Raw genomic sequence first — 24,723 nt, 5'->3', positions numbered from 1 at the left:
GCCGGCGACGGCCGCGGTGAAGTCGGCAACGGCTTGCCGAAATTAGCCGAGCGCGGTGTGGGCCCGTGCCCGTGCCTCCAGCAGGGCGGCGTCGCCGGGCAGCGCTTCGAGCCCGGTGCCGGCCAGGTCCAGGGCGGTGCGGGGATCTCCGGTCTCCAGGGCGAGGGTGGCGAGGTGGGTCAGGGCGAATGCCTTCTCCGTCGGAGTACCGGCCGCCTGGAGGGACTTGTTCATCAGGTCGCGCGCCCGCGCCGTGTTCCCCCGGAGCTCCCAGGTGTAGGAGGCGCGGGCGAGGGCGCTGCTGTCGGGCCTGAGGTCGGTCATGCGCTGAACCGCCGCATAGGAGTCCTCGTAGCGGCCGAGCTGGGTGAGTGCGTCGGCCAGGACTCCTTGGGCGGGTGCGCTGTAGGGGTTGGCGGCGGTGGCCCGCCGCGCCCAGGTCAGGGCTTCGGCGAAGTGGTGGCGGGCGGATTCGAGGGCGCCCATCCCGGTCTCCGCCGTGAAGTTTCCGGCAGGCCGGAGGGCGAGCGACTTGCGCAGCGCGGTCCGGGCCCGGTGGTAAGTGGCCGCGTCCGACGTGCTGCGGGCCTGTTGTACGTAGGCCATGCCGAGGGCCGACCAGCCGTCGGGGTCGGTGGGCAGTTTGCGTACACGGATCCGGAGGCCTTCGGTCGCGTCCGTACTGCGGGGTGTGTCCGGGCCGGACGCGACCGTGGGCGTCTGCTGGGGAGCCAGGCCCAGTGCCCCGACCGCGAACAGGACACCCCCCAGGGCGAGCGTGATCACCGCGCTGCGCAGTCGTCTGCCGCCGCGAGCGGGGGTTGCGGGGGCTGGGTCGGTCGGGGCTGGCACTGATTCTCCCGGTGGTGTGTGACGGGCAGGGGCGGAGACGGTGTCCGGACCGACAGGGCCGGCCCGGACACCGGTGTGACCCGGGATCACCCCTCGATCAGGGGCGGCCGGTCAGCTCGTGGCGCGGCGCCGGCGCAGGCGCAGTCCGCCGACACCCAGCAGGGCGACGCCCGCGGCACCGATGGCGGCGGCGTGCGACGGCGTCATCGCCGGCTGCCGGGCGCCGCCGGACGGAGCGCTGTTGACGCTCTTGGAGTGCGGGAGCGCCAGGTAGGGGAAGCGTGTGCCGAAGGGCACGTCGTTGGCGTCGACCTTGTCGCCGGCCGCGAGCGCGGGGACAAGGTTCCCCGTCCGGGCGGCTCCTTCGACCGCCTGGAGGGAGATGTCGATGACGTCGTCGGTGAGTCGGCGACCGTTCGGGAAGCCGGCCAGGTCTCCGTCGAGGACGCCGAGCCTGTTGGGCTTCGCGGTGGGCGGTACGGCCATGTTCAGCCGCAGTTCCTCGGCCAGTAGTCCGGCATGGACGCCTTGCCGACGTTCGACGGTGCCACGGGGGCGCCGCGCAGCACGGTCGAGGTGCCCCGGGAGGTGGTCACCGTGAGGTCGTAGACCTGACGGATGTTGAGGTCCGGGTCGTTGAGCGAGGTGACCGGGCCCGTGTTGTAGAGGAACTGGCCGCCGGCGTCGCGGGTCAGGGTGCGAAAACGCCAGCTGTACGTGATGTCGGCGTTGCCGTCGCCCGTGTTGTCGACACAGAAGAAGTTGGCGTCCGGTGCCCAGATGCCAACAGACGCCTACGAGCCGGTGCGACGCAGGGGCGGGGACGCGCAGCCGTGGGGGCGCCCCGTGCGGAATGGCCTGCACGCCGCCACGAACGCGGTGCCCGGAGCGCCCCCGGGAAGGCCCCGCTGCGTGGGCCCGGTCCGGCCTCGGGCCGTACCAGCGTCCGCAACCGCGACCGCACTGCTCTTCCGGTGCACCGCCACTTCGCGAGACAGCCCGTCGCCGGGTCGCGCCGAGCACCACCCCGGCGGGCGGCCGATCATAGGGTGACATTCGTGATCGTTCGTGAGCATGCAGTGAACACACGTGGTGATCGGCGACCGGGCTATCTCGCTGCGGCCACGGTGTTCGCCATCGGGATGGCCGGTACCACCCTGCCCACGCCGTTGTACGGGCTCTATCAGGAACAGATCGGCTTCTCCGAGCTGATGGTGACCGTCGTCTTCGCCGTCTATGCCGTCGCGGTCATCACCGCGCTGCTGGTGGCGGGCAGTTACTCGGACAAGGTCGGCCGCCGGCCTGTGCTGCTGTGCGCGATGGCGTTGTCGGCCGCGAGTGCCGGATGCTTCCTGCTGGAGCGCGGTCTGCCGCTGCTCTTCGCGGGCCGGTTGCTGTCCGGCTTCGCGGCAGGCCTGCTGAGCGGGGCGGCGACAGCGGCGGTCCTCGAACTGGCCGGGCCCGCGCAGAAGGCGCGGGCCGGGTTCGCGGCCACGGCCGCGAACATGGGAGGACTGGGCTGCGGACCGTTGCTGTCGGGGCTCCTCGCGCAGTACACGCCCTGGCCGTTGACCCTGCCGTTCTGGGTTCATCTGGGTCTGGTGGCCGTGGCATCCGGGATCACCTGGTTCCTGCCGGAGACCGTGGCGGAGCCGAAGCGGTGGCCGCGTCCGACGCCGCAGGGTGTGGCGGTGCCGCCCGAGGTGAGGAGCGTGTTCCTGCCCGCCTCGCTGGCGGCCTTCGCCGGGTTCGCGCTGCTCGGGCTGTTCACGGCGGTCGCGCCGAGCTTCGCCTCGCAGACGCTGGGCGTGCACAACGTGGCCGTCACCGGGGCCGTGGTGTTCTCCGTGTTCCTGGCTTCGACCGTCGGGCAGTCCCTGACGCAACGTATCGGCGCACGCCTCGCGCTCCCGGCCGGTTGCGGCGTCCTCATCGCCGGCCTGCTGCTGGTGGCATCGTCACTGATCACCGAATCCCTGCCTCTGCTGGTCCTGGGCGCGCTGTGCGGCGGCACCGGCCAGGGCCTCGCCTTTCGCGCGGCGCTCACCCTGGTCAGCGGCGCGGCCCCGGCAGAGCACCGCGGCGGCACCATTTCGGCCTTCTTCGTCGTCGCGTACACCGGGATCTCGGTACCGGTGGTGGGCGTCGGCGCCCTCGCGACCTGGCTCGGGCTGCGCGACGCCGGACTCCTCTTCACGGGCTGCGTGTTGCTGCTGACGGCCGGAGCGGGGACGTACGCCGCGCTCAGGCCGCCGCAGGAGGCGTGAGCGCCGCCGGGACAGCGACAGTCCCGAACCGTTCTCCGGGCGTACGGAGAGCCGGCCCCGCCGCGAGCGCCCGGCGCGGCATCGGCCCGGGGGCGCGGGCGTCGGTTCCGGCGCGCTCCCCCGGGTCAGTCGGAGGTCCGGCGAAGGACCAGGCTGACGAAGCCCCAGGTGTCGCGGTAGCCGCGCAGCCATTCGGTGCGGCGGGTGGCGGACAGGGCGAGCGCCTCCGGGCCGTCCGGGTGGGCGGGGTGGTCCAGTGCCCAGTCGGCCAGGGTCCCCCAGCAGGCCCATTCGTAGTCGTCCAGCTCCTGGCGCGTACTGACGTGGCCGTGTACAGGCGTCCAGCCGTCGGCCATGACCCGGTCCACGGTCGTTGCCAGGTCGGCGAAGTCACCGAGCATCTCGACGGCCTCCCGGGAGGGCTCGCGGTCCCAGAACCCGTCACCGACCAGGACACGCCCGCCTGGAGCCAGGTGCTCGCGTGCCGCCGCGAGGGTGGGGAGCAGCCCGCCGAAGGCGTGAGCGGCCCCGAAGCTCAGGACCAGGTCGAACGCGTGCGGGGAGACGAATTCGGCGGCCGGCCGGTGGTGCAGGACCAGGCGGTCCTGCACCCCGAGCCCGGCGGCACGCGTACGGGCATCCGCCAGGGCGGCTCCGGAGATGTCGACGCCCTCGGCCCGCAGGTCCGGCCGGGAGGACAGCGCGCGCAGCAGCCACTCACCGCCGCCGCAGCCGAGGTCGAGTACGCGCTCGTCGCCGCGCGAGATGCCGTGGTCCAGCAGTTGACGTACCGATTCGTCGTTGAGCGGGGACTTGATCGGGTGGTGGGTGTGCGCGATTCTGGACATCTCTTCTCGGTTCACCGGCGCATCGTGACAGCGCCGAAGACCACACGCATCTGCTTTTCCGCCCGGTGCCCGACAACGGAACCAGGGTTCGCCAGGGCCGGGTTCACCAGACGGCCCCGCACCGGATTCCGCGGCAGTGGCGGAGCCGGCCTCAGACGGTGGCGACCAGCAGATCCTCTCCGCTCGAGGGGCGGAGACCGTCGGTCCGGTCGGCGAAGTAGCGTGTGGCGAGCAGGGTTCCCGACACGTGCCGGGCGTCTTCGAAACCGGCGGTGCGGGCCAGTGCGAGCATCTCCTGCGGGGTGTAGAAGCTGATGAAGGGCGTTCCGGATGCCTCCGCCCGCGGCTTGGTCTCCTCCAGAGCGGCGCGATCGGCGTCATCGATGAGTTCGGCCGGCAGCATGAACGTCATGGCGAGCGTCGAGCCGGGGGCCAGCCCGGCGAGCCGGCGCAGCGTCGCCTCGGTGGCCGTCTTGGTGAGGTAGACGGTGACGCCGGTGCAGACGACGACCGCCGGCCGGCCGGGGTCGAAGCCTGCGGCGGACAACTGCTGCCACCAGTCCCCACCCGCCTCGAAGTCGACCGGTACCAGTCGCAGCCGGTCGGGGATCCCGTAGCCGAGCTCGATCAGCCGTCGGCGCTTCCACGCCTGGGTGGCCGGCTGGTCGATCTCGAAGATCCGCAGCCGGGAGGCCGACTCCGGCCGGCGCTGCGCGAAGGTGTCGAGACCGGCACCCAGGATGACGTACTGGTCGATGCCGTGGCCGGCCTGATCGACCACCAGGTCCTCGATGAACCGGGCGCGGGCCACGACGGCGGCCCGGAACCCGCTGGTGCCGTGCGGGTCCATGTCGGGGCGGCTCCGCCACCCCTCGCCGGGCGCGGCCAGCCGCAGTCCGGCCTCGTCCTCGAACACGTGTGGAGCCGCGTCGATCTGTACGTGCATCGCCCGCCAGAGTGCGACCCGTACCGCGGTACTGTCCGGCACCTCGATCTGCTCGTCCGCCATGTCCGCTTCCACTCCTTACGGTCGGAAACCCGGCCTGGGCCCGGATGCTCCGAGTATGTCCGTCGAAGTCACGAACGGTCACCCCCTCGCGCCCCGGGAGCCATCTCCACATCACCCGGACGCGCTGCCGTGCGGTTCCCGTGAGCCGGGTCACTTCGGGACGGCGGCCGCGCATGGCTCCGGCCTTCCGGGGAAGAGGGCCAGACCGCCGGGGTTCACCCGGCGTGGGACGCACGGCCACCGAAGGAGCAGCGAACGACGTGTCGGCACAACACACGATCCATGTGGCGGGAGAGTGGCGAGCGGCCCTGTCCGGCGCCACGCGCGAGATCCTCGACCCCGTCGACGCGACCGCGTTCGCCGTCGTCTCGGAGGGTGACGCCGTGGACGCGGACGCCGCCGTCGCCGCGGCGCGGGCCGCCTTCGACACGGGGCCGTGGCCTCGCACGCCCGTGGCGGAACGCGCCGCGCTGCTCAGGCGCGTGGCCGATCTGCTGGAGCGCGACCGGGAGAGGATCGGCGCGCTGGAGTGCCGTGACGCCGGTAAGACGCTCGCGGAGGGCCGGGCCGACGTGGACTGCGTGCGCGACGCCTTCCGCTACTTCGCCGACCTCGTGATGAACGAGAGCGGCGGGCGTGTCGTCGATGCGGGGTCCGAGGAGATCCACAGTGTCGTGGTGCATGAACCCGTCGGCGTCTGCGGGCTCATCACCCCGTGGAACTATCCGCTGCTCCAGGCCAGTTGGAAGATCGCTCCGGCTCTCGCCGCGGGCAACACCTTTGTGGTCAAGCCGAGTGAGATCACCCCGTTGACCACGGTCGCCCTCATCGCGCTGCTCGCCGAGGCCGGACTGCCTGCCGGGGCGGCCAACATCGTCACGGGCGCCGGCGCCACCGTCGGCGCCCGGCTCGCGGACCACCCCGATGTCGACCTGATCTCCTTCACCGGCGGGCTCACCAGCGGCACGAAGGTGATGCGGGCCGCCGCCGACACCGTCAAGAAGGTCGCGCTCGAACTCGGCGGCAAGAACCCCAACGTGGTGTTCGCGGACGCCTGCGCCACCGAGGAGGGCTTCGACACCGCCGTCGACCAGGCGCTCAACGCCGCCTTCATCCACAGCGGTCAGGTCTGCTCCGCCGGATCACGGCTGATCGTCGAGGAGTCGGTGCGCGAGCGGTTCGTCACCGAACTCGCCCGGCGCGCCGAGCGGATCCGCATCGGCCGCGGCACGGACGAAGGTGTCGAATGCGGTCCGCTCGTGTCCGGACAACAGCTCGCCAGGACCGAGGAGTTCGTCGCCTCCGCACTGAAGGAGGGTGCGGTGCTGCGGGCCGGCGGCCAGCGCCCGGAAGGGCCCGGATACTTCTACCGGCCCACTGTGCTGGACCACTGCGACCGCTCCATGCGGGTGGTGCGCGAGGAGGTCTTCGGGCCGGTCCTGACGGTCGAGACGTTCCGTACCGAGGACGAGGCCGTGGCTCTCGCCAACGACACGGAGTACGGGCTGGCCGGCGGCGTGTGGACCGCGGACGCGGGGCGGGGACGCCGGGTCGCCGCCCGGCTGCGCCACGGCACCGTGTGGATCAACGACTTCCACCCCTACCTGCCGCAGGCCGAGTGGGGCGGCTTCGGCAAGTCCGGCATCGGCCGGGAGCTGGGTCCGACGGGTCTCGCCGAGTACCGCGAGTCCAAGCACATCTACCAGAACCTCGCCCCGCGCCCGGTGCGCTGGTTCGCGGGCTGACGGGAGCAGAGGCGATGGAGAACACGACCCAGTACGACTACGTCATCGTCGGCGGCGGCACCGCCGGATCGGTGATCGCTTCCCGGCTCACCGAGGACCCCGACATCACCGTCGCCCTCATCGAGGGCGGACCCAGTGACGTGGGCAGGGACGACGTCCTGACGCTGCGCCGCTGGATGGGCCTCCTCGGCGGCGAGCTGGACTACGACTACCCCACCACCGAGCAGCCCCGCGGCAATTCGAACATCCGGCACAGCAGGGCCAGGGTGCTCGGCGGCTGCTCGTCCCACAACACCCTGATCGCCTTCAAGCCACTGCCGTCCGACTGGGACGACTGGGCCGAGGCCGGCGCGGACGGCTGGGACGCCGCGTCGATGGACCCGTACTTCCACCGGCTGCGCAACAACATCGTCCCCGTCGACGAGGCGGACCGCAACGCCATCGCCCGCGACTTCGTCGACGCGGCCCGGACGGCGCTCGGGGTCCCGCGTATCGAGGGCTTCAACCAGGCGGCCTTCAAGGACGGCGTGGGGTTCTTCGACCTCGCCTACCACCCCGAGAACAACAAGCGTTCCTCCGCCTCGGTCGCGTATCTGCACCCCTTCCTCGACCGGCCGAACCTCCATATCGCGCTGGAGACCTGGGCGTTCCGGCTGGAGCTCGACGGCCACCGGGCGACCGGTGTGCGGGTGCGGACCGCTGACGGCGAGGAGCGGCTCGTACGGGCCCGGCGCGAAGTGGTGCTGTGCGCGGGCGCGGTGGACACACCGCGGCTGCTGATGCACTCCGGGATCGGCCACCGCGCGGAGCTGGAGAAGCTCGGCATTCCCGTGGTGCACGACCTGCCGGGCGTGGGTGAGAACCTGCTCGACCACCCCGAGTCGGTCATCGTCTGGGAGACGCACGGGCCGATCCCCGAGAACTCCGCGATGGACAGCGACGCCGGGCTCTTCGTACGGCGGGACCCGGAGAGTCCGGGACCCGACCTGATGTTCCACTTCTACCAGATCCCGTTCACGGACAATCCGGAGCGGCTCGGGTACGAGCGTCCTGCGCACGGCGTTTCCATGACGCCGAACATCCCGAAGCCGAGGAGCCGCGGCCGGCTCTATCTGACCAGCCCCGACCCCGAGGTCAAACCCGCCCTGGACTTCCGCTACTTCACCGACGTGGAGGACTACGACGGACGGACGCTCGTCGACGGGATCAGGATCGCGCGTGACATCGCCGCGCGGGAACCGCTGGCCGGCTGGCTGAAGCGCGAGGTCTGTCCGGGGCCCGAGGTCACGTCCGACGCGGATCTGAGCGAGTACGCGCGCAAGGTCGCGCACACCGTCTACCACCCGGCGGGAACATGCCGGATGGGCGCCGCCGACGACGCGCTGGCCGTGGTCGCACCCGATCTGCGGATCCGCGGCCTGGACGCCGTCCGCATAGCCGACGCGTCGGTCTTCCCGACCATGACCACCGTCAACCCGATGATCGGGGTGCTGATGGTCGGTGAGAAGTGCGCGGATCTGCTCGGCGCCACCACTGGGAGCCATGACCGATGAACACACCGCCGCACGTCTTCTCCGTGAACAAGCTCTGGAAGGTCTTCGGACCGAAGGCCGACCGAGTGCCGGGCGACGCCGAACTCAGCGAGCTCGACGGCGCCGAACTGCGCCGGCGTACCGGCTGCACCGCCGCCGTGCGTGACGTCTCGTTCGACGTCCGCAAGGGTGAGGTGTTCGTCGTGATGGGCCTGTCCGGGTCCGGGAAGTCCACCCTCGTACGCTGCCTCACCCGGCTCATCGAACCGACGTCCGGTGGAATCACCATGGACGGCGAGGACGTGCTCTCGATGAACACCGGACGGCTGCGTGAGCTGCGCCGCCATCGCGCCGCCATGGTCTTCCAGCACTTCGGCCTGCTGCCGCACCGCTCGGTCGTCGACAACGTCGCGTACGGGCTGGAGATCCAGGGCATGGGTCGGGCCCAACGGCGGTCACGCGCAGCGGAGTTCATCGGCAAGGTCGGCCTCGAAGGTCTGGAGAACCGCCGCCCCGGGCAGCTCTCCGGCGGTCAGCAGCAGCGGGTCGGGCTGGCTCGGGCGCTCGCCGTCGATCCCGAAGTGCTGCTGTTCGACGAGCCGTTCAGCGCCCTCGACCCGCTCATCCGACGGGACATGCAGGAGGAGGTCGTGCGCCTGCACCGTGAGGAGGGCCGCACAATGGTCTTCATCACCCATGACCTGAACGAGGCGCTGAAGCTCGGCGACCGGATCGCGCTGATGCGGGACGGCCGGATCGTGCAACTCGGCACTCCGGAGGAGATCGTGGGGTCCCCGGCCGACGACTACGTCCGGGACTTCGTGCGTGACGTTCCGCGCGAACAGGTCCTGACCGTACGCGCGGCGATGCGTCCCGCCGACGGCGAGGAGAGCGTCTCGGGTCCGGCGCTGGCACCGGACACCACCGTCTTCGAAGCGATCGAGGCGGTCGTCCGTACCGGCGAGACCGCTCGTGTGGTCGACGGGGGCCGCTGCCTGGGCGTGGTCGACCACGCGTGCCTGCTCGGCGTCGTGGCCGGGATTCCGGCCGTGAAGGAGGCCGCGTGATGCGGACAGTCCATGCACCGGCCCCGCCGGGCCGCACCACGGCACGGGGCCCGCGGCACGGGGATGGGGCGCGGCCGGCCGGCCTGCCCGCCGCGACGAGCGGGAGGTGGCCGCGATGACGGCGACCGCCACCACCGCACGTTTCACCGCTTTCGGCTCCTCCGGTACCGCCGGCTCCCTCGTACGGCACCGCACCGGTCTCCTGCTGGCCGCGGCGGTCGCGCTGCTGGTGCTCGGCACCTTCCTCGTCGGCGGGGGTGCGTGGCCCGGGGATCTGACCGTCGACCTCACCGGTCCGCTCGGCGGTGTCAGCGACTGGATCATCGACAACCGCGACACGCATCCGCTGTTCCTCTACTTCTTCGGGCACATCAGCAACGGCGTCGTGCTGTCGGTGCGCGGCGTCTACCTGGTGCTGCTCGCCGCCGGCTGGGCCGGTGTCACGGCGGCCGCCGGGCTGATCGCCTGGCGGGTGGCGGGTATCGGGCTCGCGCTGTCCGCCGTCGTCGCCTTCCTCTTCTGCGGGCTGCTCGGCATGTGGGTGCCCACCATGCAGACCCTGGCGCTGATGGTTGTCGCGGTGCTGGTCTCGGTGGTGGTCGGAGCGCTCCTCGGCCTGGCCGCGGGGCTGTCCGACCGGGTCTTCCGCGTGCTGCGTCCGGTGCTCGACACCATGCAGGTGATGCCGGCCTTCGCGTACCTGCTGCCGGTGGTGCTCGTCTTCGGGATCGGTGTGCCGGCCGCCGTGCTGGCGACCGTCGTCTACGCGGCGCCGCCCATGGCCCGGCTGACCGCTCTCGGGCTGCGCGACGCCGACCCGGGCGTCATGGAGGCCGCGGCCTCGCTCGGCGCCACGGGACGGCAGCGGCTGCTGACGGCCCGGCTTCCGCTGGCGCGCAAGGAACTGCTGCTCGGTCTCAACCAGACGATCATGATGGCGCTCTCGATGGCCGTCATCGCCTCCGTGATCGGCGCCGGCGGTCTCGGTGACCGCGTCTACCAGGCGCTCGCCTCCGTCGACGTCGGCGCCGCGCTCGCGGCCGGGATCCCGATCGTGCTGCTCGCCGTTGTCCTCGACCGGGTCACCGGCGCGGCCGGCGACGGCATCGGCTCCGCGCCGCGCACCGGAACCGCCCGTCCTGGCTGGGCCGTCGCGGCGGCCGGCACCGTGATCGTCGCCGTCGTGGCACGCCTCGCCGCCGGGACGGCCTGGCCGGACGGCCGGACCGTCGCGATCGCCGAGCCCGTCAACAGGGCCGTCGGCTGGATGACCGGCCATCTGTACTCCGGCGTACCGGTCATCGGCGGCACGGCGGACTGGGCCGGGCGTTTCACCACCTGGGTCCTGGACCCGGTGCGCGACGGACTGCAGTGGCTGCCCTGGTGGGCCGTGCTCCTGCTGATCGCCGTGCTCGCCATGCTGATCGGCACCTGGCGCACCACGGTGACCGCGGTCCTCGCGATGGCCGCCATCGGGGTACTCGGTGTGTGGGACCCGGCGCTCGACACGCTCTCCCAGGTGCTGGCCGGTGTCGCGGTGACCCTGGTGGCCGGCTTCGCCGTCGGTATCGCCTCCTCCCGCAGCGAACGGGTGGAACGGCTGCTGCGTCCGGTGCTGGACGTGTTCCAGACGATGCCGCAGTTCGTCTATCTCATCCCCGTCGTCGCCCTGTTCGGCGTCGGCCGCGCACCGGCGGTGGCCGCCGCCGTCATCTACGCTCTGCCCGCCGTCGTCCGCATCACCACCCAGGGGCTGAACGGCGTCGACCCGGTCGCCATGGAGTCCTCGCGTTCCCTCGGCGCGACCGGTGTCCAGCAATTGCTGAAGGTCCAACTTCCGCTGGCCCGGCCCGCGCTGCTCCTCGCCGTCAACCAGGGCGTCGTCCTGGTACTCGCCGTGGTGGTCATCGGTGGTCTCGTCGGCGGTGGCGCGCTCGGCTACGCCGCGGTGTTCGGCCTCGCGCAGGGCGACCTGGCGACGGGGCTGGTCGCAGGTGCCGCGATCGTCCTCCTCGGCCTGATGCTCGACCGCGTCACCCAGCCGACGAGGCGTCACTCCGGGAAGGGGGCCTGACATGGCTCGTCCGCGCACTCCACTCGTCGCGCTCGTCTCCGCCACGGCACTGATCGCCGTGGCCGGCTGCGGCGCGGCGGACATGACACAGCAGTCCTCGCCCTTCGCCAACGCCCGGGGCGCCAGGACCGTGACCCTGTCCGTGCAGTCGTGGGTCGGCGCCCAGGCGAACGTGGCCGTCGCCCAGTACCTCCTGGAACACGAGCTGGGTTACCGCGTCGACACCGTGCAGATCGACGAGGTGCCCGCCTGGGACGCCCTCAGCCAGGGCCGGGTGGACGCGATCCTGGAGGACTGGGGCCATCCGGACCAGGAGGCACGGTACGTCAGCGACAAGAAGACGATCAGTCCCGGCGGCGAGCTCGGGGTCACCGGGCACATCGGCTGGTTCGTCCCGACGTACTTCGCCAAGGAACATCCCGACGTCACCGACTGGCGCAACCTCAACAAGTACGCCGACCGGTTCCGCACGGCGGAGAGCGGCGGCAAGGGCCAGTTGCTGGACGGCTCTCCGTCCTACGTCACCAATGACAAGGCACTCGTGCAGAATCTCGGCCTGGACTACCAGGTCGTGTTCTCCGGGTCGGAGGCGGCGCAGATCACGCAGATCAAGCAGTTCGCCAAGGAGAAGAAGCCCTTCCTCTCCTACTGGTACAAGCCGCAGTGGCTGTTCGCGAAGGTGCCGATGACGGAGGTGCGGCTGCCTGCGTACGAGGACGGCTGCGACGCCGACGCGAAGAAGGTCGCGTGCGCCTACCCGCGGACGCCGCTGAAGAAGTACCTCAACGCCCGCTTCGCCCACGACAGTGGCAAGGCGGCCCGGTTCCTCAAGAACTTCTCCTGGGGCACGGAGGACCAGAACAAGGTCGCCCTGATGATCGCCGATCAGAAGCTGTCGCCCCAGGACGCGGCGAAGAAGTGGGTGGACGAGAACGAGCAGGAGTGGCGGGCCTGGATTCCCCGCTGACTGCGTCGGCACCGGGGGCGGCGCCGCGGTCTCAGACCGTGGCGGCGCCCCCGGTCTCGCCCGGGGGCGCTTCGGTGAGCACGAACCAGGCGGTCTTGCCCTCGGGTTCGGGCCGCACGCCCCACTGGTCGGCCAGGATGTCGAGCAGCAGCAGTCCCCGCCCCGACGAGGCCAGTTCGACCGGGGTCCGCTGGTGAGGCAGTTCGTCGCCGCGGTCCATGACCTCGACGAGCAGCCGGCGCCGGCCGGTCTCACCGGTGACGTACGCGTTGAGCGAGCCGTCCTGATCGGTGTGCACGAGTACGTTGCCGAGCAGTTCCGTCGCCAGGAGCACCGCGGTGTCCACCTGGTCCGGCCGCGCCCAGTCGTGCAGCAGCGCCTTCAGTTCGGCCCGCGCCTCGGACAGTCCCTCGCCCTGGTCCTGGCCGATGGACAGCACCAGCCGGCGCTGGTTGACCTCGGCGTGCGGCCGTCCGGAGTCGCGGCGCAGGAGCAGGAGGGCGATGTCGTCGCCGTCGCGTGCGGCGGCGCCCTCCCGGGCCCCGGGTTCGGGGCTGAGCACGGCCGACATCAGCCGGTCGGCCACCCCTTCGAGGTCGTCGACGGGGCCGGGTGAGAACGCCTCGCGCACCCGTACCCAGCCGCTGTACATGTCATGGCCGCCGTTCTCGATCAGCCCGTCCGTGCACAGCATCAAGACCTCACCCGTCTGCAGGCGCAGGATGTCGACGGGGTAGTCCTCCTCTCCGGGCATCAGCCCGAGGGGCAGGCCGCCGCTGATGTGCTTGATCAGGCAGGTGCCGTCCGGCATGCGCAGCACGGGGTGCGGGTGGCCGGCCCGTGCGATGTGCAGGTCGCCGGTGGACGGGTCGGCCTCGATGTAGATGCAGGTGGCGAACCGGTCCTCGTCGAGGGTGGTCAGGAAGCGTGATGTCCGTGCCAGTACGGCGTCCGGGCCGTGCCCCTCGGCGGCGTACGCGTGCACGGCCGTGCACAGCTGGGTCATCAGCCCCGCGGCGTGCACATCGTGCCCCTGCACGTCGCCGATGACCAGGGCGAGGCGGCCGTTGGGCAGGTCGATGCTGTCGTACCAGTCGCCGCCGACCATGAGCCCTCCCCCGGTCGGTACGTAGCGCGTCGCGACGCTCAGGCCGGTGAGTGCCGGACCTGCGGTGCGCATGCTCCGGCGCAGGCCACGGGAGAGCGCCAGTTCCGCCCTGCCGGCCCGGGCGCGTTCGAGGACCTGGGCGATCATCCGGCCGGTCACGGTCAGCAGGGCGCGCTCGCTCGTCGTGAAGGCCACCGGGGAGCGGAAGGCGGCGAGCCATACTCCGACGACCCGCCCGGCGGTCACGAGCGGCAGGAAGGCCCACGCGTTCCGGTTCCTGCCGGCCGACATGTCACAGGTCTCCGGAAAGCGGCGGCGGTACTCCTGCGTCGAGGCCAGGAACACGGCCCGGCCGGTTCTGGCCACCTCGACGGCCGGGTAGCCGGTCGTCATCGGTATCCGGAATCCCTGGTCGGCTCCTTCGCCGGGCCGGAATCCGTACTGCCCCAGAGAGCTCAGGGACCCGTCGTCGATGCCGAAGACGCACTGGCCGTCCAGGGGGAAGTCCGGCGCGTGCAGTCCGGCCACCACCCTGAGTGCCTCGTCGAGCGAGTCGGAATCGGCGGTCGTGTGACCGGCGGACAGCAGGAGCGAGTCGCGGCGCCTGGCCGCCTCGCCGGGCCGGGCGTCGGCAGCCGGTACCCGGCCGTCCGGCGGCGCCGGACGAGGCATGTCCATGCTGTTCATTGCGGCGATCTGGTCCAGCTCGGCCTCGATGTCGTCCGGCGGCGGTTCATGCCGTTCACCACCCATCCGGCGTCCCTTCGTCCCGATGTCGTCGCCGTCTGTTCGTTCCATGCTCCGACGGGGGAGACAGGTCCGCAGTGCGAGACGCCGTGACGGCACCCGGCGCGGGGCCGTGACGGGTGCCGGGACGTGAGGAGGCGGTGGGGCGGAGGGACGGCCGTGCCGCCCGAAGGGGGGTGGTCAGCGGCTACCGGTACGCGGCGGATCGGTGTACGTCGCTGAAGTCGATGGCCCGGTCGGCCTCGCGCAGAGTCTCCTCAGCCACTCGGCGCACCTCCGCCAGGACGTCCCCGTGCTCCTCCACGAGACCGGCGTAGATCGGTGCCTCGGATCTGTCTGTGAAACTCACGTCGAACTGCCTCAATCGGTTGTGTATGCCATCGTTCGGACGGAAACAGGGGCCGATTCTACGTGGTCCTCCCCCGGGGCCGCGGGCGGCACCGAGGAGTGGGCATTGCCGCGGGACGGCCTCCACCGGCTCCCCCGCCGCATCGTCGTCAACGGGCCCCGCGGCGGCATCCGGGTCTCCTCGGCACCGGGCGGCACCCGTTTCAGGTGTGCTGCCGATCGATCCGCCGGGCGAGGCGTGAGATCCTGCGCCGGGCGCGGAGAGCGGTTGACCTCAAGTCAACTTGAGATCTTAGCGTTCTGTCAGCGCCCCGGGCCGTGTCCGGCCACCGGGAGCATCGGCTAGTCGAATCCCGGAGGGCACCGCATGAGTATGGAAGTCACCGCTTGGTCATCGATGCACAACGCGATGAACGCCCAACAGGACCGCAGACCCTTCTCCCGGGCCACCGTGCGCCGGATCGCCTCCTTCGCCCGCCCGCGCCGACGCGAGCTCTACCGCTTCCTGCTGCTGAGCGTGATCACCGCTCTGCTGGCGGTGGCCACGCCGGTGCTGGCCGGCCGGGTGGTCGACGCGATCGTGCAGGGCAAGGAGAACGGCACGGTGACCCGGCTCGCCCTGCTGATCGCCGTCATCGCCGTGGCCGAGGCGGGGCTCGGTCTGCTGACCCGTCTGCTGTCCGCCACCCTCGGCGAGGGACTGATCCTGGACCTGCGCACAGCGGTCTTCGACCATGTGCAGCGGATGCCGGTCGCCTTCTTCACCCGGACCCGCACCGGCGCCCTGGTGAGCCGGCTCAACAACGACGTCATCGGGGCACAGCGGGCGTTCAGCAACACCCTGTCCGGTGTGGTCTCCAACGTGGTGACCCTGTTGCTGACCCTCGCGGTGATGCTCACCATCTCCTGGCAGATCACCCTGCTCGCGCTCGTCCTGCTGCCGGTGTTCGTCGTGCCCGCGCGGCGGATGGGTTCCAAAATGGCCCGGATGCAGCGCGAGGCCGCCGGTCACAACGCCGCCATGGGCACCCAGATGACCGAGCGTTTCTCGGCCCCCGGCGCGACCCTGGTCAAGCTCTTCGGGCGGCCGGCCGACGAGTCCGCCGAATTTGCCGCCCGCGCGGGCCGGGTCCGGGACATCGGTATCCGTACGGCCATGGCGCAGTCGACGTTCATCACGGCGCTCACCCTGGTCTCCGCGCTGGCTCTCGCGCTCGTCTACGGACTCGGTGGCTACTACGCGCTGCGCGGCAGTCTGGCGCCGGGTGCGGTCGTGGCGCTGGCTCTGCTGCTCACCCGGCTCTATGCCCCGCTGACGGCGCTGGCCGGTGCCCGGGTCGAGGTGATGAGCGCCCTGGTGAGCTTCGAGCGGGTCTTCGAGATCCTCGATCTGAAGCCGCTGATCGCCGAGAAGCCGGATGCCCGCAAGGTGCCGGACGGGCCTGTGTCGGTGGAGTTCGACGGTGTCTCCTTCGGGTATCCGTCCGCCGACAAGGTCTCCCTCGCCTCCCTCGAGGAGGTCGCGACGCTCGACTCCCGGGGCGGTACGCAGGTCCTGCACGAGGTCTCCTTCCGCGCCGAACCCGGCCGGATGGTCGCCCTGGTCGGCTCCTCCGGGGCGGGCAAGTCGACGATCGCGCAACTGCTGCCCCGGCTGTACGACGCCGATGCCGGCTCGGTACGGCTGAACGGCGTCGACGTACGCGATCTGACCGCCGCGTCGATCCGCGAGACGCTCGGAATGGTCACCCAGGACGGGCACCTCTTCCATGAGTCGGTCCGGGCCAACCTCACCCTCGCCAGGCCCGGAGCGACCGAGGACGACATCTGGGACGCTTTGCGCCGCTCCCGCCTGGACGGGCTGGTGGCCTCGCTGCCCGACGGGCTCGACACGGTGGTGGGCGAACGCGGCTACCGGCTCTCGGGTGGTGAGCGTCAGCGGCTGACCATCGCCCGGCTGCTGCTGGCCCGACAGCGCGTCGTCATCCTCGACGAGGCGACCGCGCACCTCGACTCGACCTCGGAGGCGGCCGTGCAGGACGCGCTGGCCGAGGCCCTGGAGGGGCGCACCGCCGTGGTGATCGCCCACCGGCTCTCGACCGTGCGGGCGGCCGATCTGATCCTGGTCATCGAGGAGGGACGGGTGGTCGAACGCGGTACGCACACCGAACTGCTGGCAGCGGGCGGACGGTACGAGGAGCTGTACCGGACGCAGTTCGATGCGCCGGCGGCCGATGAGGCGCACTCGGAGTCCGTCCCGGCCGAATGACGTGGGAATGCCCCCGGTCCGTGCGGACCGGGGGCGGCTTTCTGTGCGATGTCATGACGTGGACGGGTCAGTCATTGTCTACGTGCTCACTGATGACGGAGCCGTTGGCCGCATCGACGTCGACCATGGTCTTCTTCCCGTCCTTGGCGACGACGTCGACGGACCAGACAAGGACGTTCTTGTCGTTCTCGTCGAGATCGATGGAGGTCACGGTGCCCTTGGTCTTGTCCGTTGCCGCCTTGGCCGCCTGCTGCGGCGTCTGTGTGGCCTTGGCGAGCCGGTCGACCATCCGGGTCTTCTCCTGGGCGTCCTGGCCCTGCTCCTCGACGGTCTGGAGCACCTTGCCGGTGAGCGCGTCGATGCGCACCTTGTGTTCGGTGCCGTCCTTCGCGATGACCTCCGCGGCCCATTCCGGGCCGGTGGAGGTGGGGCTGCCGGTCGGGGAGGCGCTCGCCGCGGAGGGTGACGCACTGGTGCCGCTCCGTGCGGGACTGGCACTCGCCGACGCGTCGGTGTCGTCGTCCGACTTGCCGGGGCCCTTCAGGTTGATTTCGATCAGTTTGCTTCCTGCGACGGCTCCCTCGGCCGTGGTGATGGCCTTGTCGAAGGGGATCTTGGTGGAGGCCAGCAGCGCCTTCCGCTTCTCCTGGTCCTTGGTCAGCGAAGTACTCGGGCTGGGCGAGGTGCTGGCCGTTCCCTCGGGGACGGCGCGCGCGGCTTCGGAGGTCTCCGTGCCCGTCGACGTACTGCCGCTGTCCTGGCCGCAGCCGGTGAGCAGGGCCGCGGTCATGACGACGCAGGCGGCGCCGGCCGCGCGGAGGCGGTAGGCGCGGAGGAGTCCGGTGTTCTTCGGTCGGGGATCACATGTCATGCCGCCATGCCTAACCGCCCGGCGGCTCCGGCATGTGGGGTGACGGGTCGGAGTCACCCGATCGACCGTGTTCCGGTCCCTGCCGTGTACCTCCTCCGTGGCGGCCGGCAACCGGCGGGATTCCTGGTGGGGCCCCGGATGCGGGGCCCGGTGGAGCGTGACGACCGGGGTGATCCCGCCGGTTCACACCAGGCACTCGGTGCACTGCCGGGTCAGGATGTACGCGAGTACGGCGATGAGCGGCACGGACCGCGGACTGTACGGGTCGGCACGGTGGCAGAGGGGTCGATTGTCCGCGCGCCGCGGGATATTGGTCCGCGCGGGTCGCGATTCGGCGTCTTTGGTGCGAGCCTGGATGCATGACCTGGGCGTCCTGGACGACTCGCGGAATATATTCGGGGCACGGCGGCGTGCTCACCGAAGAGGTCGGGCCGCTGTCCGGCGACCTGACCGTCCACACCACATGGGCCGATGACACGGCACAGATCACTGTGCAGTACACCGGCGCCGCCGACTGGTTCACGATGTCGGGCAGCCCCGTGCCGTGTTGCTCGGAGGAGGACAGCCGTGCGCTGCACGAGGCCGTGGTGGAAGCCGTCCGGCTGGGTTCCGCGGCCACGGTTCCGGCGTCGCTCGCGGCACCGGACCGGCGGACCGGGGAAACCGCCGCCGAATGACTCATGTCCGCGCGCCCGTACGCGGAGGCGTACGGGCGCGCGGACAGGTGCGTGTGGTCAGTTCGCCTTCTTCACGAACTCCGTGGTGTACGTCTTGGAGAGGTCCACATCGGCGTTCTTCAGGTTGGGGTTGAAGGCCTTCAGGACCCGCTCGACGGTGGCCGGCCCGTCCGGGGGCATCACGCCGTCCGTGGTGAACATGGGCAGGGTGTTCTTGATGGACTGCGCGTACAGAGCCGCGCCGCCGCCCTGCGCGTAGTCCGCCGGCATCTTCGCGGCGATCTCGTCCGCGCTGTGCGTCGACATCCACTTCAGGGTCTTCACGAAGGCGTTGACCAGCTTCTGCACGGTCGCCTTGTGGTCGTTGACCCAGTCGGTCTGCATGTAAAGGCTGGAGGACGGGTAGAGCCCGCCGAGCGCCTGCTTGGAGCCTTCCGGCGTCCTCATGTCGATGAGGATCTTGCCCAGCTTCTTGTCCAGGATGGTGGCCACGGTCGGGTCGGTCGTCATGCCGCCCTGGATGGATCCCTGCTGGAGCGCGGAGATGAACGTCTGGCCGGCTCCGACCGCGACGGGTGTGAACTCGCTGGTCTGTACGCCGTTCTTCACGGCGAGGTACTTCGTCAGGAAGTCGGTCGAGGAGCCGAGCCCCGTCACACCCAGCTTCTTGCCCTTGAAGTCCTTCGCCGAGCCGATATCGCCCGCCGCCTTGTTGGAGACCATCTCGACCTCTCCCGGCGCGTGGGAGAACTGGACGACCGACTCGACGTGCTTGCCCTTCACCTGGAGGTCGAGCGTGTGGTCGTAGAAGCCCACAGTGCCCTGAACGTCGCCGGAGACCAGCGCGGTCTCCGCCTGGACGCCGGCGGGCTCGGTCAGCAACTGGACCGCGACGTGCTCGTCCTTGAAGTAGCCGAGCCGCTCGGTGAGCATCGCGGGCAGGTAGATGACCTTGTCCAGGCCGCCCACCATGATCTTGACGCTGTCGTTCTTGTCGCCGGACGCGGAGGTGGAGTCGCCTCCGCAGGCGGTCAGACTCGCCGCGGCGAGCACTCCGGCGACGGCGAGTGCCGGGATCCGGGGGGACATACGCATCTGGTTCACGTCCTTGTGAGGAAGAGCGGGGAAAGCGCGGGGAGGGTTGGTGCGCGGAGCAGCGGAGCGTTCAGCGGGCGGTATCGGCCTCGGCCGGTTTCCAGCGGAAGAGCTTCTTCTCCAGGAAGGTGAGCAGCCCCTCGGCGAGCAGGGCGACGACCGCGAGGATGACCATGGCCGCGTAGACGCCGGCCGCGTTGAAGGTGCCCTGCGAGGCGGCGACCAGCAGACCGAGTCCCTTGGTGGCGCCGATGTACTCGCCGACGATGGCGCCGATCAGCGCGAAGCCGAAGCTGACGTGGAGGCTGGTGAAGATCCACGAGGTGGCCGAGGGAATGACCACCTGAAGGGTCACCTGCCGGTTACTGGCGCCCAGGATGCGGGAGTTGGCGACGAGGTTGCGGTCGACCTCTCTGGCTCCCTGGAAGGCGTTGAAGAAGACGGGGAAGAACACCAGGACGACCGCGGAGGCGACCTTCGACGCCGGGCCGAGGCCGAACCAGATCAGGAAGATCGGGGCGAGCACGATACGCGGCAGCGCGTTGAGCACCTTGATGTACGGGCCGAGCACATCGGCGGCGAAGCGGACCCGGCCCAGCGCGATACCGAGCAGCACACCGGCGATCACGCCGATGACCCAGCCGAGCAGCGCCTCGTAGAGCGTGTACCAGATCTGCTCCCACAGGGAGCCCTGGGCGGTGCCGTCGGTCACCCAGGTGCGGATCTGGTCCCAGATCTTCGACGGCATGGAGAAGTTGAAGGGGTCGATGACTGCGGTCCTGGCCAGCCACTCCCACAGCCCGACGACCGCGACGAGCACGGCGATCCGGCTGGCAAGCACCAGCATCCTGCGGTTGCGGGCGGCCCGCGCCCTGGCCTCGGTCCGCCCGGTCTTGCTCACGGCGACGTCCCGGGTGACATCCAGGGTGGCGTTCTCAGGCGGCATCGGCGGCACCCCTCTCGCGGGTGATGCGGACCTCTTCGCCGAGCGAGGACCAGATCTCTCGGTAGATCTCCAGGAACCGGGGCTCCAGCCGCACCTGTTCGACCTTGCGCGGACGCGGCAGGCCGATCTCGAAGACCTCCTTGACCGTGGCCGGTCCCGCGGTCATCACGACCACCTTGTCGGCCAGGGCGATGGACTCCTCCAGGTCGTGGGTGACGAACACGACGGAGGCTCCGGTGCCACCCCACAGCTCCAGCAGCTCGTCGGACATCAGGGCCCGGGTCTGCACGTCGAGTGCCGAGAACGGCTCGTCCATCAGCAGGATCTCCGGGTCGTTCACGAACGTCGCCGCGAGTGCGACCCGCTTGCGCTGGCCACCGGAGAGCTGGTGCGGATAGCGGTCCTCGAAGGAGGACAGACCCACCCTGGCGAGCCAGGCCCGCGCACGCTCCTTCGCCTCCGCCTTCGGCACACCCCGGAAGCGGGGACCGGCCATCACGTTGGACAGGACGGTCCGCCAGGGGAAAACCGCGTCCTGCTGGAAGACGAAGCCGACCTTGTCGCCGATGCCGCTCACCGGCTCACCGGAGACGAGCACCTCGCCCTCGGTGGGCTCCTCCAGTCCGCTGATCAGGGTCAGGGTGGTCGACTTGCCGCATCCGGTCGGGCCGACGACGGCGACGAACTCGCCCCTGCCGATCGTCAGGTCCAGATCCCTCACGGCGGTGTGGAGCGCCCCCGACGGGGTCCGGAACGCTTTGCTCGCCCCCCGCAACTCGATGGCTGGGCTTGATTCACTCTTCATGGGCCGGGACGCTAGGGGCGGTCCGGCCACGGCGGGAGCCTTGCGCTCACAACTCCTGGTTCTGCCTTTTACCCATGGTTCTGCTCGTTGTGCTCACACCCTTACAACGAAGCGGAGACGAGGGCTAGGCAGCGAGGTCCGCTGCGTCTACCTTGCGTTCACACCAAACGAATCGGGGAACCGGATTCGAGAACCGCGGGAAAGGCACAGGAGACAGGCATGCGGATCCACTGGCCCCGCCGTGTCTTCGCCCAGGTCCTGCTCACCCAGGTGGCCATCACGACCGGCGTGGTCATGCTCGTCACCGGGCTCTTCCTGGCGCCGCTCAGCCATGAGCTCGACGAACAGGCGATGCGCCGGGCCCTGTCCATCGCCCAGACCACCGCCGCCGTGCCCGGTCTGGTGGACCAGCTGCTGAGCACCAAGCCCAGCCCGACCGGGCCGATACAGGCCGAGGCGGAGCGGATCCGGCGGGCCACCGGGGCACTGTACGTCGTGGTGATGGACACCCGGGGAGTGCGCTGGTCGCACACCGAGACGGACCGGATCAGTGAGCCCGTCTCGACCGATCCGAGCACGGCGCTGGCCGGCCGCGAGATCATGCAGATCGACATCGGCACCCTGGGACGCTCGGCCCGGGCGAAGGTCCCGCTGCGCAACCGGACCGGAGCCGTGGTCGGGGCCGTCTCGGTGGGCATCGCGTACAAGAGCGTCCGGCAGGGGCTGCTCGGCACCATTCCGGCGCTCCTGCAGTACGCGGGAGCCGCACTGGCCGCAGGGGTGCTGGCGACGCTCGCCGTCTCCCGGCGCCTTCATCGCCGCACCCACGGCCTGGCCTTCGCGGACATCTCCGCGCTCCTGGACGAGCGCGAGGCGATGCTGCACAGCATCCGGGAGGCGGTGCTCGCGCTCGACTCCCGCGGGCGGATCCGGCTGCTCAACGACGAGGCGCAGCGGCTGCTGGAGCTGACCCCGGATGCCGTCGGCCGCCCGCTGGGCGAGGTGCTGCCGCCGGGCCGTACGACGGAGGTGCTGGCGGGCCGGGTCGACGGCGCCGATCTGCTCACCGTGTCCCGGGGGCGGGTGCTGATCGCCAACCGGATGCCGACCGGTGACGGCGGGGCCGTCGTGACGCTGCGCGACCGCACCGAACTCGAACTGCTCGGCCGTGAACTGGACTCCACGCACGGACTGCTCGACGCGCTCCGCGCCCAGGACCACGAGCACGCCAACCGGCTGCACACCCTGCTGGGGCTGCTGGAACTCGGCAGGCACGAGGCGGCGGTGGAATTCGTCACCGAGGTCGCCGACTGTCAGCGGGCCTCGGCCGAGCAGGTGGCCGAGCGCGTGAACGATCCGCTGCTGTCGGCCCTGCTCGTCGGCAAGTCGGCCGTGGCCGCCGAACGCGGCGCTTCCTTGCTGGTGTCCCCCACCACCCGGCTGCCCGATGTCGTGGTGGACCCGCGCGATCTGGTGACCGTACTGGGCAACCTGATCGACAACGCCCTGGACGTCGCCACGCTGGTCGAGGTGGAGCTGCTCGCCGAGGGCACCACCGCCGTTCTGCGGGTCAGCGACAACGGCCCCGGAGTGCCCGTCGCCATGCGGGAGCAGATCTTCACCGAGGGCTGGTCGACCAAGGAGTCCCCCGCCCATCGGGAGCGCGGGCTCGGACTGGCGCTGGTGCGCCGCCTCGCCGAGCGCTACGGCGGCGCGGCCCGGGTCACGGCCAGGGCCGGCGGCGGCGCGGTCTTCACCGTCGTCCTGCCGGAGGCGCTCGCCGACCGGCAGCTGACCGAAGTGGGAGAGTCTCAGTGATCGACGTTCTGGTGGTGGACGACGACTTCCGGGTGGCGGAGGTCAACGCGGCCTATGTGGCCAAGGTTCCGGGGTTCCGCGTCGTCTCCCGCGCCCACACGGCCGCGCAGGCCCTGGCCGTTCTCGAACGCGAGCATGTCGATCTGATCCTGCTCGATCACTATCTGCCGGACCGGACGGGTCTCACGCTGGTACGTCAACTGCACCAGCTCGGCCATCCGGCCGATGTGATCATGGTGACGGCCGCCCGCGATGTGGTGACCGTGCGGACCGCGATGCGGTACGGCGCTCTGCAATACCTGGTCAAGCCGTTCAGTTTCGGCGGTCTCCGTTCCAAGCTGGAGAGCTACGCGACGCTGCGCCGCACCCTGGACGGTGTGGAGAGCCGCCGCGGCGAGGCCGGTCAGGAGCAGGTCGACCAGATCTTCGGGGCCTTGCGCACCTCGGAGGCCGTTTCCGCGGCCGGGCTCCCGAAGGGGCATTCGGCCCCCACCACCGATGTCATCCGCCAGGTCCTGTCGGCGGCCGTCGAGCCGCTGTCCGCGAACGAGGTCGCGGTGCGGGCCGGGCTGAGCCGCTCGACCGCCCAGCGCTATCTCAAGTATCTGGAGGGGGCGGGCCGGATCAGGCTCAGTCTCAAGTACGGGGACACCGGCCGCCCCGAGCACCGCTACTCCTGGGCGGCGGCGGGCTGAGGGCGGCAGAGGCCAGGTACGCCGTGCGTCACGCCTCGCCCCGGCGGGGTTCGCCGGCCCTGCGCCGCGTACCGGTCCGGCGGTCGAGCATCTCGCGCCTGATCCCGGCGGCCGTGGTCCTCGCCCGGTCGGAAGTCGCCCTGCGGTCTGCCTGGGCGGGCACGAACCGGTGCAGCGCGTGCCCGCACCGCGGGCACGCGGTGTCGGTGTGGATCAGCCGGCCGTCCTCGCACTGCGGATCGGCGCAGGGCGTGGCGCGCAGCAGATGCTCGGCGATCTCCAGGGGCCGCCAGCGGAGTCGGCCTTCCTCGTCCTTCTCCTGGAGTGTGTGGGCCCAGCGGGCGTTCCACCGGCGCTCGACCCGGTCCAGGAGCTGATCCGCGCTGCGACGGCTCAGCTCCCGGTGGATCAACTCGACGAGTTCGGAAGGATAGCGGCCGCCGAACTCCCTCATCAGCGGCTGCGGAAGCGCATGCAGGAGATAGCCGACCGGGTCCGTCCCCGCCCGCTGCCACTTGCGGCACTGGCAGTCGCCGTCGGGCGACAGCGGTGTGCGGCACCGGTTGCACAGGCCGCGGCAGTCGCCGCACAGTCCGTGGTCGAGCCCGTCCAGGTGCCGGGCGGGAGCCCTGCCGCACTCCCGGCAGCAGGAGGCGCACAGGCCGCAGAGCCGTTCGAGGCCGACGGCCGTCGTCCAGGGGCGCTGCTGGCACCGGCAGCAGCGGCTGCTGTTGCAGTGCTCATGGTGCACGGCGGCCGGTTCACGTCCGAGTGGGGGCAATGACATGGCTGCGTTCTCCGGGTCCCGGCTCGGTGCGGCGGCCGGCAGCCGTCGCGGTGCCGGGCAGGGTCACGGTACGCGCGGTCACGCACCTCTTCGGACCGTTTCATACCCGAATGCCAGCGGTCCTCGAATGGCCGCACGACGCAACCGGATGAACGAAATGATCATTTTTCGGGATCGACCGGGACCGACCGTGCGC

The 24,723-nt window shown here is 70.8% G+C and carries 22 protein-coding genes; 10 read left to right on the top strand and 12 right to left on the bottom strand.

What is annotated here, in order from left to right:
* Positions 1 to 42: 42 nt before the first annotated feature.
* The 3 genes from FHX80_RS36280 to FHX80_RS36940 form a co-directional block, all read right to left on the bottom strand.
* Positions 43 to 852 (bottom strand): tetratricopeptide repeat protein, encoded by an 810-nt coding sequence (locus tag FHX80_RS36280; protein ID WP_244318769.1) that lies wholly within the window; start codon positions 850 to 852, stop codon positions 43 to 45.
* A gap of 111 nt (positions 853 to 963) precedes the next feature.
* Positions 964 to 1,338, bottom strand: a complete 375-nt coding sequence (locus FHX80_RS36945; RefSeq protein ID WP_425281717.1) for a DUF4331 family protein — start codon at positions 1,336 to 1,338, stop codon at positions 964 to 966.
* A 2-nt stretch (positions 1,339 to 1,340) separates the two neighbouring features.
* Entirely contained in the window at positions 1,341 to 1,574 is a 234-nt protein-coding gene (locus FHX80_RS36940; protein WP_425281721.1) for a DUF4331 family protein, read from the bottom strand.
* Between the two features lie 336 nt (positions 1,575 to 1,910).
* On the opposite strand from FHX80_RS36940, the gene FHX80_RS33830 reads away from it, so the two are divergent.
* Complete coding sequence (locus FHX80_RS33830) at positions 1,911 to 3,119, top strand: MFS transporter (RefSeq protein WP_411977470.1); 1,209 nt, start codon at positions 1,911 to 1,913, stop codon at positions 3,117 to 3,119.
* 125 nt (positions 3,120 to 3,244) lie between these two features.
* On the opposite strand, the gene FHX80_RS33825 is transcribed toward FHX80_RS33830, so the two are convergent.
* A complete protein-coding gene (locus FHX80_RS33825) occupies positions 3,245 to 3,982 on the bottom strand; it encodes an SAM-dependent methyltransferase (protein WP_145768297.1) in 738 nt (245 codons plus the stop codon).
* Positions 3,983 to 4,118: 136 nt separating this feature from the next.
* The gene (locus FHX80_RS33820; protein WP_145768296.1) at positions 4,119 to 4,976 is read right to left on the bottom strand and encodes a class I SAM-dependent methyltransferase; all 858 of its coding nucleotides are present in this window, start codon (positions 4,974 to 4,976) and stop codon (positions 4,119 to 4,121) included.
* Between the two features lie 260 nt (positions 4,977 to 5,236).
* On the opposite strand from FHX80_RS33820, the gene FHX80_RS33815 reads away from it, so the two are divergent.
* From FHX80_RS33815 to FHX80_RS33795, 5 genes are all read left to right on the top strand, one after another.
* Entirely contained in the window at positions 5,237 to 6,721 is a 1,485-nt protein-coding gene (locus FHX80_RS33815; RefSeq protein WP_244318768.1) for an aldehyde dehydrogenase family protein, read from the top strand.
* Positions 6,722 to 6,735: 14 nt separating this feature from the next.
* Positions 6,736 to 8,274 carry a GMC family oxidoreductase gene (locus tag FHX80_RS33810; RefSeq protein WP_145768294.1) on the top strand — a complete coding sequence of 513 codons (1,539 nt, stop codon included), beginning with the start codon at positions 6,736 to 6,738 and terminating at the stop codon, positions 8,272 to 8,274.
* Complete coding sequence (locus tag FHX80_RS33805) at positions 8,271 to 9,320, top strand: quaternary amine ABC transporter ATP-binding protein (RefSeq protein ID WP_145768293.1); 1,050 nt, start codon at positions 8,271 to 8,273, stop codon at positions 9,318 to 9,320. The genes FHX80_RS33810 and FHX80_RS33805 overlap by 4 nt, the downstream gene beginning before the upstream one ends.
* 115 nt (positions 9,321 to 9,435) lie before the next feature.
* Complete coding sequence (locus tag FHX80_RS33800) at positions 9,436 to 11,394, top strand: ABC transporter permease (RefSeq protein WP_145768292.1); 1,959 nt, start codon at positions 9,436 to 9,438, stop codon at positions 11,392 to 11,394.
* Position 11,395: 1 nt separating this feature from the next.
* Positions 11,396 to 12,361: an ABC transporter substrate-binding protein gene (locus FHX80_RS33795; RefSeq protein ID WP_145768291.1), complete on the top strand. Its 966-nt coding sequence runs from the start codon at positions 11,396 to 11,398 to the stop codon at positions 12,359 to 12,361.
* Positions 12,362 to 12,392: 31 nt separating this feature from the next.
* Here the strand turns inward: FHX80_RS33795 and FHX80_RS33790 are convergent, their stop codons facing one another.
* Both FHX80_RS33790 and FHX80_RS35030 read right to left on the bottom strand, forming a co-directional pair.
* A complete protein-coding gene (locus tag FHX80_RS33790) occupies positions 12,393 to 14,267 on the bottom strand; it encodes an ATP-binding SpoIIE family protein phosphatase (RefSeq protein ID WP_375884451.1) in 1,875 nt (624 codons plus the stop codon).
* Between the two features lie 136 nt (positions 14,268 to 14,403).
* Entirely contained in the window at positions 14,404 to 14,565 is a 162-nt protein-coding gene (locus tag FHX80_RS35030) for a hypothetical protein (protein WP_167523811.1), read from the bottom strand.
* A 366-nt stretch (positions 14,566 to 14,931) separates the two neighbouring features.
* Here FHX80_RS35030 and FHX80_RS33785 point away from each other — a divergent pair, with 366 nt between their 5' ends.
* The gene (locus FHX80_RS33785) at positions 14,932 to 16,833 is read left to right on the top strand and encodes an ABC transporter ATP-binding protein (RefSeq protein ID WP_145768290.1); all 1,902 of its coding nucleotides are present in this window, start codon (positions 14,932 to 14,934) and stop codon (positions 16,831 to 16,833) included.
* 67 nt (positions 16,834 to 16,900) lie between these two features.
* Here FHX80_RS33785 and FHX80_RS33780 read toward each other — a convergent pair whose 3' ends face one another.
* Positions 16,901 to 17,704, bottom strand: coding sequence for a PepSY domain-containing protein (locus FHX80_RS33780; protein ID WP_145768289.1), 804 nt, complete (start codon positions 17,702 to 17,704; stop codon positions 16,901 to 16,903).
* A gap of 359 nt (positions 17,705 to 18,063) precedes the next feature.
* Here FHX80_RS33780 and FHX80_RS33775 point away from each other — a divergent pair, with 359 nt between their 5' ends.
* Complete coding sequence (locus tag FHX80_RS33775; RefSeq protein WP_145768288.1) at positions 18,064 to 18,381, top strand: hypothetical protein; 318 nt, start codon at positions 18,064 to 18,066, stop codon at positions 18,379 to 18,381.
* A 57-nt stretch (positions 18,382 to 18,438) separates the two neighbouring features.
* Here the strand turns inward: FHX80_RS33775 and FHX80_RS33770 are convergent, their stop codons facing one another.
* The 3 genes from FHX80_RS33770 to FHX80_RS33760 all read right to left on the bottom strand — a co-directional run bounded on the left by FHX80_RS33770 (position 18,439) and on the right by FHX80_RS33760 (position 21,227).
* Positions 18,439 to 19,476: an ABC transporter substrate-binding protein gene (locus FHX80_RS33770; RefSeq protein ID WP_145768287.1), complete on the bottom strand. Its 1,038-nt coding sequence runs from the start codon at positions 19,474 to 19,476 to the stop codon at positions 18,439 to 18,441.
* Positions 19,477 to 19,546: 70 nt separating this feature from the next.
* Complete coding sequence (locus FHX80_RS33765) at positions 19,547 to 20,422, bottom strand: ABC transporter permease (RefSeq protein WP_145768286.1); 876 nt, start codon at positions 20,420 to 20,422, stop codon at positions 19,547 to 19,549.
* Positions 20,412 to 21,227 carry an ABC transporter ATP-binding protein gene (locus FHX80_RS33760; RefSeq protein WP_145768285.1) on the bottom strand — a complete coding sequence of 272 codons (816 nt, stop codon included), beginning with the start codon at positions 21,225 to 21,227 and terminating at the stop codon, positions 20,412 to 20,414. Before FHX80_RS33760 ends, FHX80_RS33765 begins: the two co-directional genes overlap by 11 nt.
* 219 nt (positions 21,228 to 21,446) lie before the next feature.
* On the opposite strand from FHX80_RS33760, the gene FHX80_RS33755 reads away from it, so the two are divergent.
* Both FHX80_RS33755 and FHX80_RS33750 read left to right on the top strand, forming a co-directional pair.
* On the top strand, positions 21,447 to 23,045 hold the full coding sequence (locus FHX80_RS33755) for a sensor histidine kinase (RefSeq protein ID WP_145768284.1): 1,599 nt from the start codon (positions 21,447 to 21,449) through the stop codon (positions 23,043 to 23,045).
* Complete coding sequence (locus FHX80_RS33750; RefSeq protein WP_145768283.1) at positions 23,042 to 23,740, top strand: response regulator; 699 nt, start codon at positions 23,042 to 23,044, stop codon at positions 23,738 to 23,740. Before FHX80_RS33755 ends, FHX80_RS33750 begins: the two co-directional genes overlap by 4 nt.
* 28 nt (positions 23,741 to 23,768) lie before the next feature.
* Here the strand turns inward: FHX80_RS33750 and FHX80_RS33745 are convergent, their stop codons facing one another.
* A complete protein-coding gene (locus tag FHX80_RS33745) occupies positions 23,769 to 24,527 on the bottom strand; it encodes a hypothetical protein (protein WP_145768282.1) in 759 nt (252 codons plus the stop codon).
* Positions 24,528 to 24,723: the final 196 nt, after the last annotated feature.

The sequence above is a fragment of the Streptomyces brevispora genome, from assembly GCF_007829885.1.
GTDB classification, from domain to species: Bacteria; Actinomycetota; Actinomycetes; order Streptomycetales; family Streptomycetaceae; genus Streptomyces; species Streptomyces brevispora.
The sequence above is the reverse complement of the archived record's forward strand: the minus strand, read 5'-3'. Positions and strand labels throughout refer to the sequence as shown.

Excerpts from the sequence above, each read along its gene's own strand:
- FHX80_RS33770 (WP_145768287.1), bottom strand. The coding sequence starts at position 19,476 with ATGCGTATGTCCCCCCGGATCCCGGCACTCGCCGTCGCCGGAGTGCTC.
- FHX80_RS33820 (WP_145768296.1), bottom strand. The coding sequence starts at position 4,976 with ATGGCGGACGAGCAGATCGAGGTGCCGGACAGTACCGCGGTACGGGTC.
- FHX80_RS33810 (WP_145768294.1), top strand. The coding sequence starts at position 6,736 with ATGGAGAACACGACCCAGTACGACTACGTCATCGTCGGCGGCGGCACC.
- FHX80_RS33795 (WP_145768291.1), top strand. The coding sequence starts at position 11,396 with ATGGCTCGTCCGCGCACTCCACTCGTCGCGCTCGTCTCCGCCACGGCA.
- FHX80_RS33780 (WP_145768289.1), bottom strand. The coding sequence starts at position 17,704 with ATGACATGTGATCCCCGACCGAAGAACACCGGACTCCTCCGCGCCTAC.
- FHX80_RS33745 (WP_145768282.1), bottom strand. The coding sequence starts at position 24,527 with ATGTCATTGCCCCCACTCGGACGTGAACCGGCCGCCGTGCACCATGAG.
- FHX80_RS33755 (WP_145768284.1), top strand. The coding sequence starts at position 21,447 with ATGCGGATCCACTGGCCCCGCCGTGTCTTCGCCCAGGTCCTGCTCACC.
- FHX80_RS36945 (WP_425281717.1), bottom strand. The coding sequence starts at position 1,338 with ATGGCCGTACCGCCCACCGCGAAGCCCAACAGGCTCGGCGTCCTCGAC.
- FHX80_RS33785 (WP_145768290.1), top strand. The coding sequence starts at position 14,932 with ATGAGTATGGAAGTCACCGCTTGGTCATCGATGCACAACGCGATGAAC.
- FHX80_RS33800 (WP_145768292.1), top strand. The coding sequence starts at position 9,436 with ATGACGGCGACCGCCACCACCGCACGTTTCACCGCTTTCGGCTCCTCC.
- FHX80_RS33790 (WP_375884451.1), bottom strand. The coding sequence starts at position 14,267 with ATGGAACGAACAGACGGCGACGACATCGGGACGAAGGGACGCCGGATG.
- FHX80_RS33775 (WP_145768288.1), top strand. The coding sequence starts at position 18,064 with ATGACCTGGGCGTCCTGGACGACTCGCGGAATATATTCGGGGCACGGC.
- FHX80_RS33765 (WP_145768286.1), bottom strand. The coding sequence starts at position 20,422 with ATGCCGCCTGAGAACGCCACCCTGGATGTCACCCGGGACGTCGCCGTG.
- FHX80_RS33805 (WP_145768293.1), top strand. The coding sequence starts at position 8,271 with ATGAACACACCGCCGCACGTCTTCTCCGTGAACAAGCTCTGGAAGGTC.
- FHX80_RS33760 (WP_145768285.1), bottom strand. The coding sequence starts at position 21,227 with ATGAAGAGTGAATCAAGCCCAGCCATCGAGTTGCGGGGGGCGAGCAAA.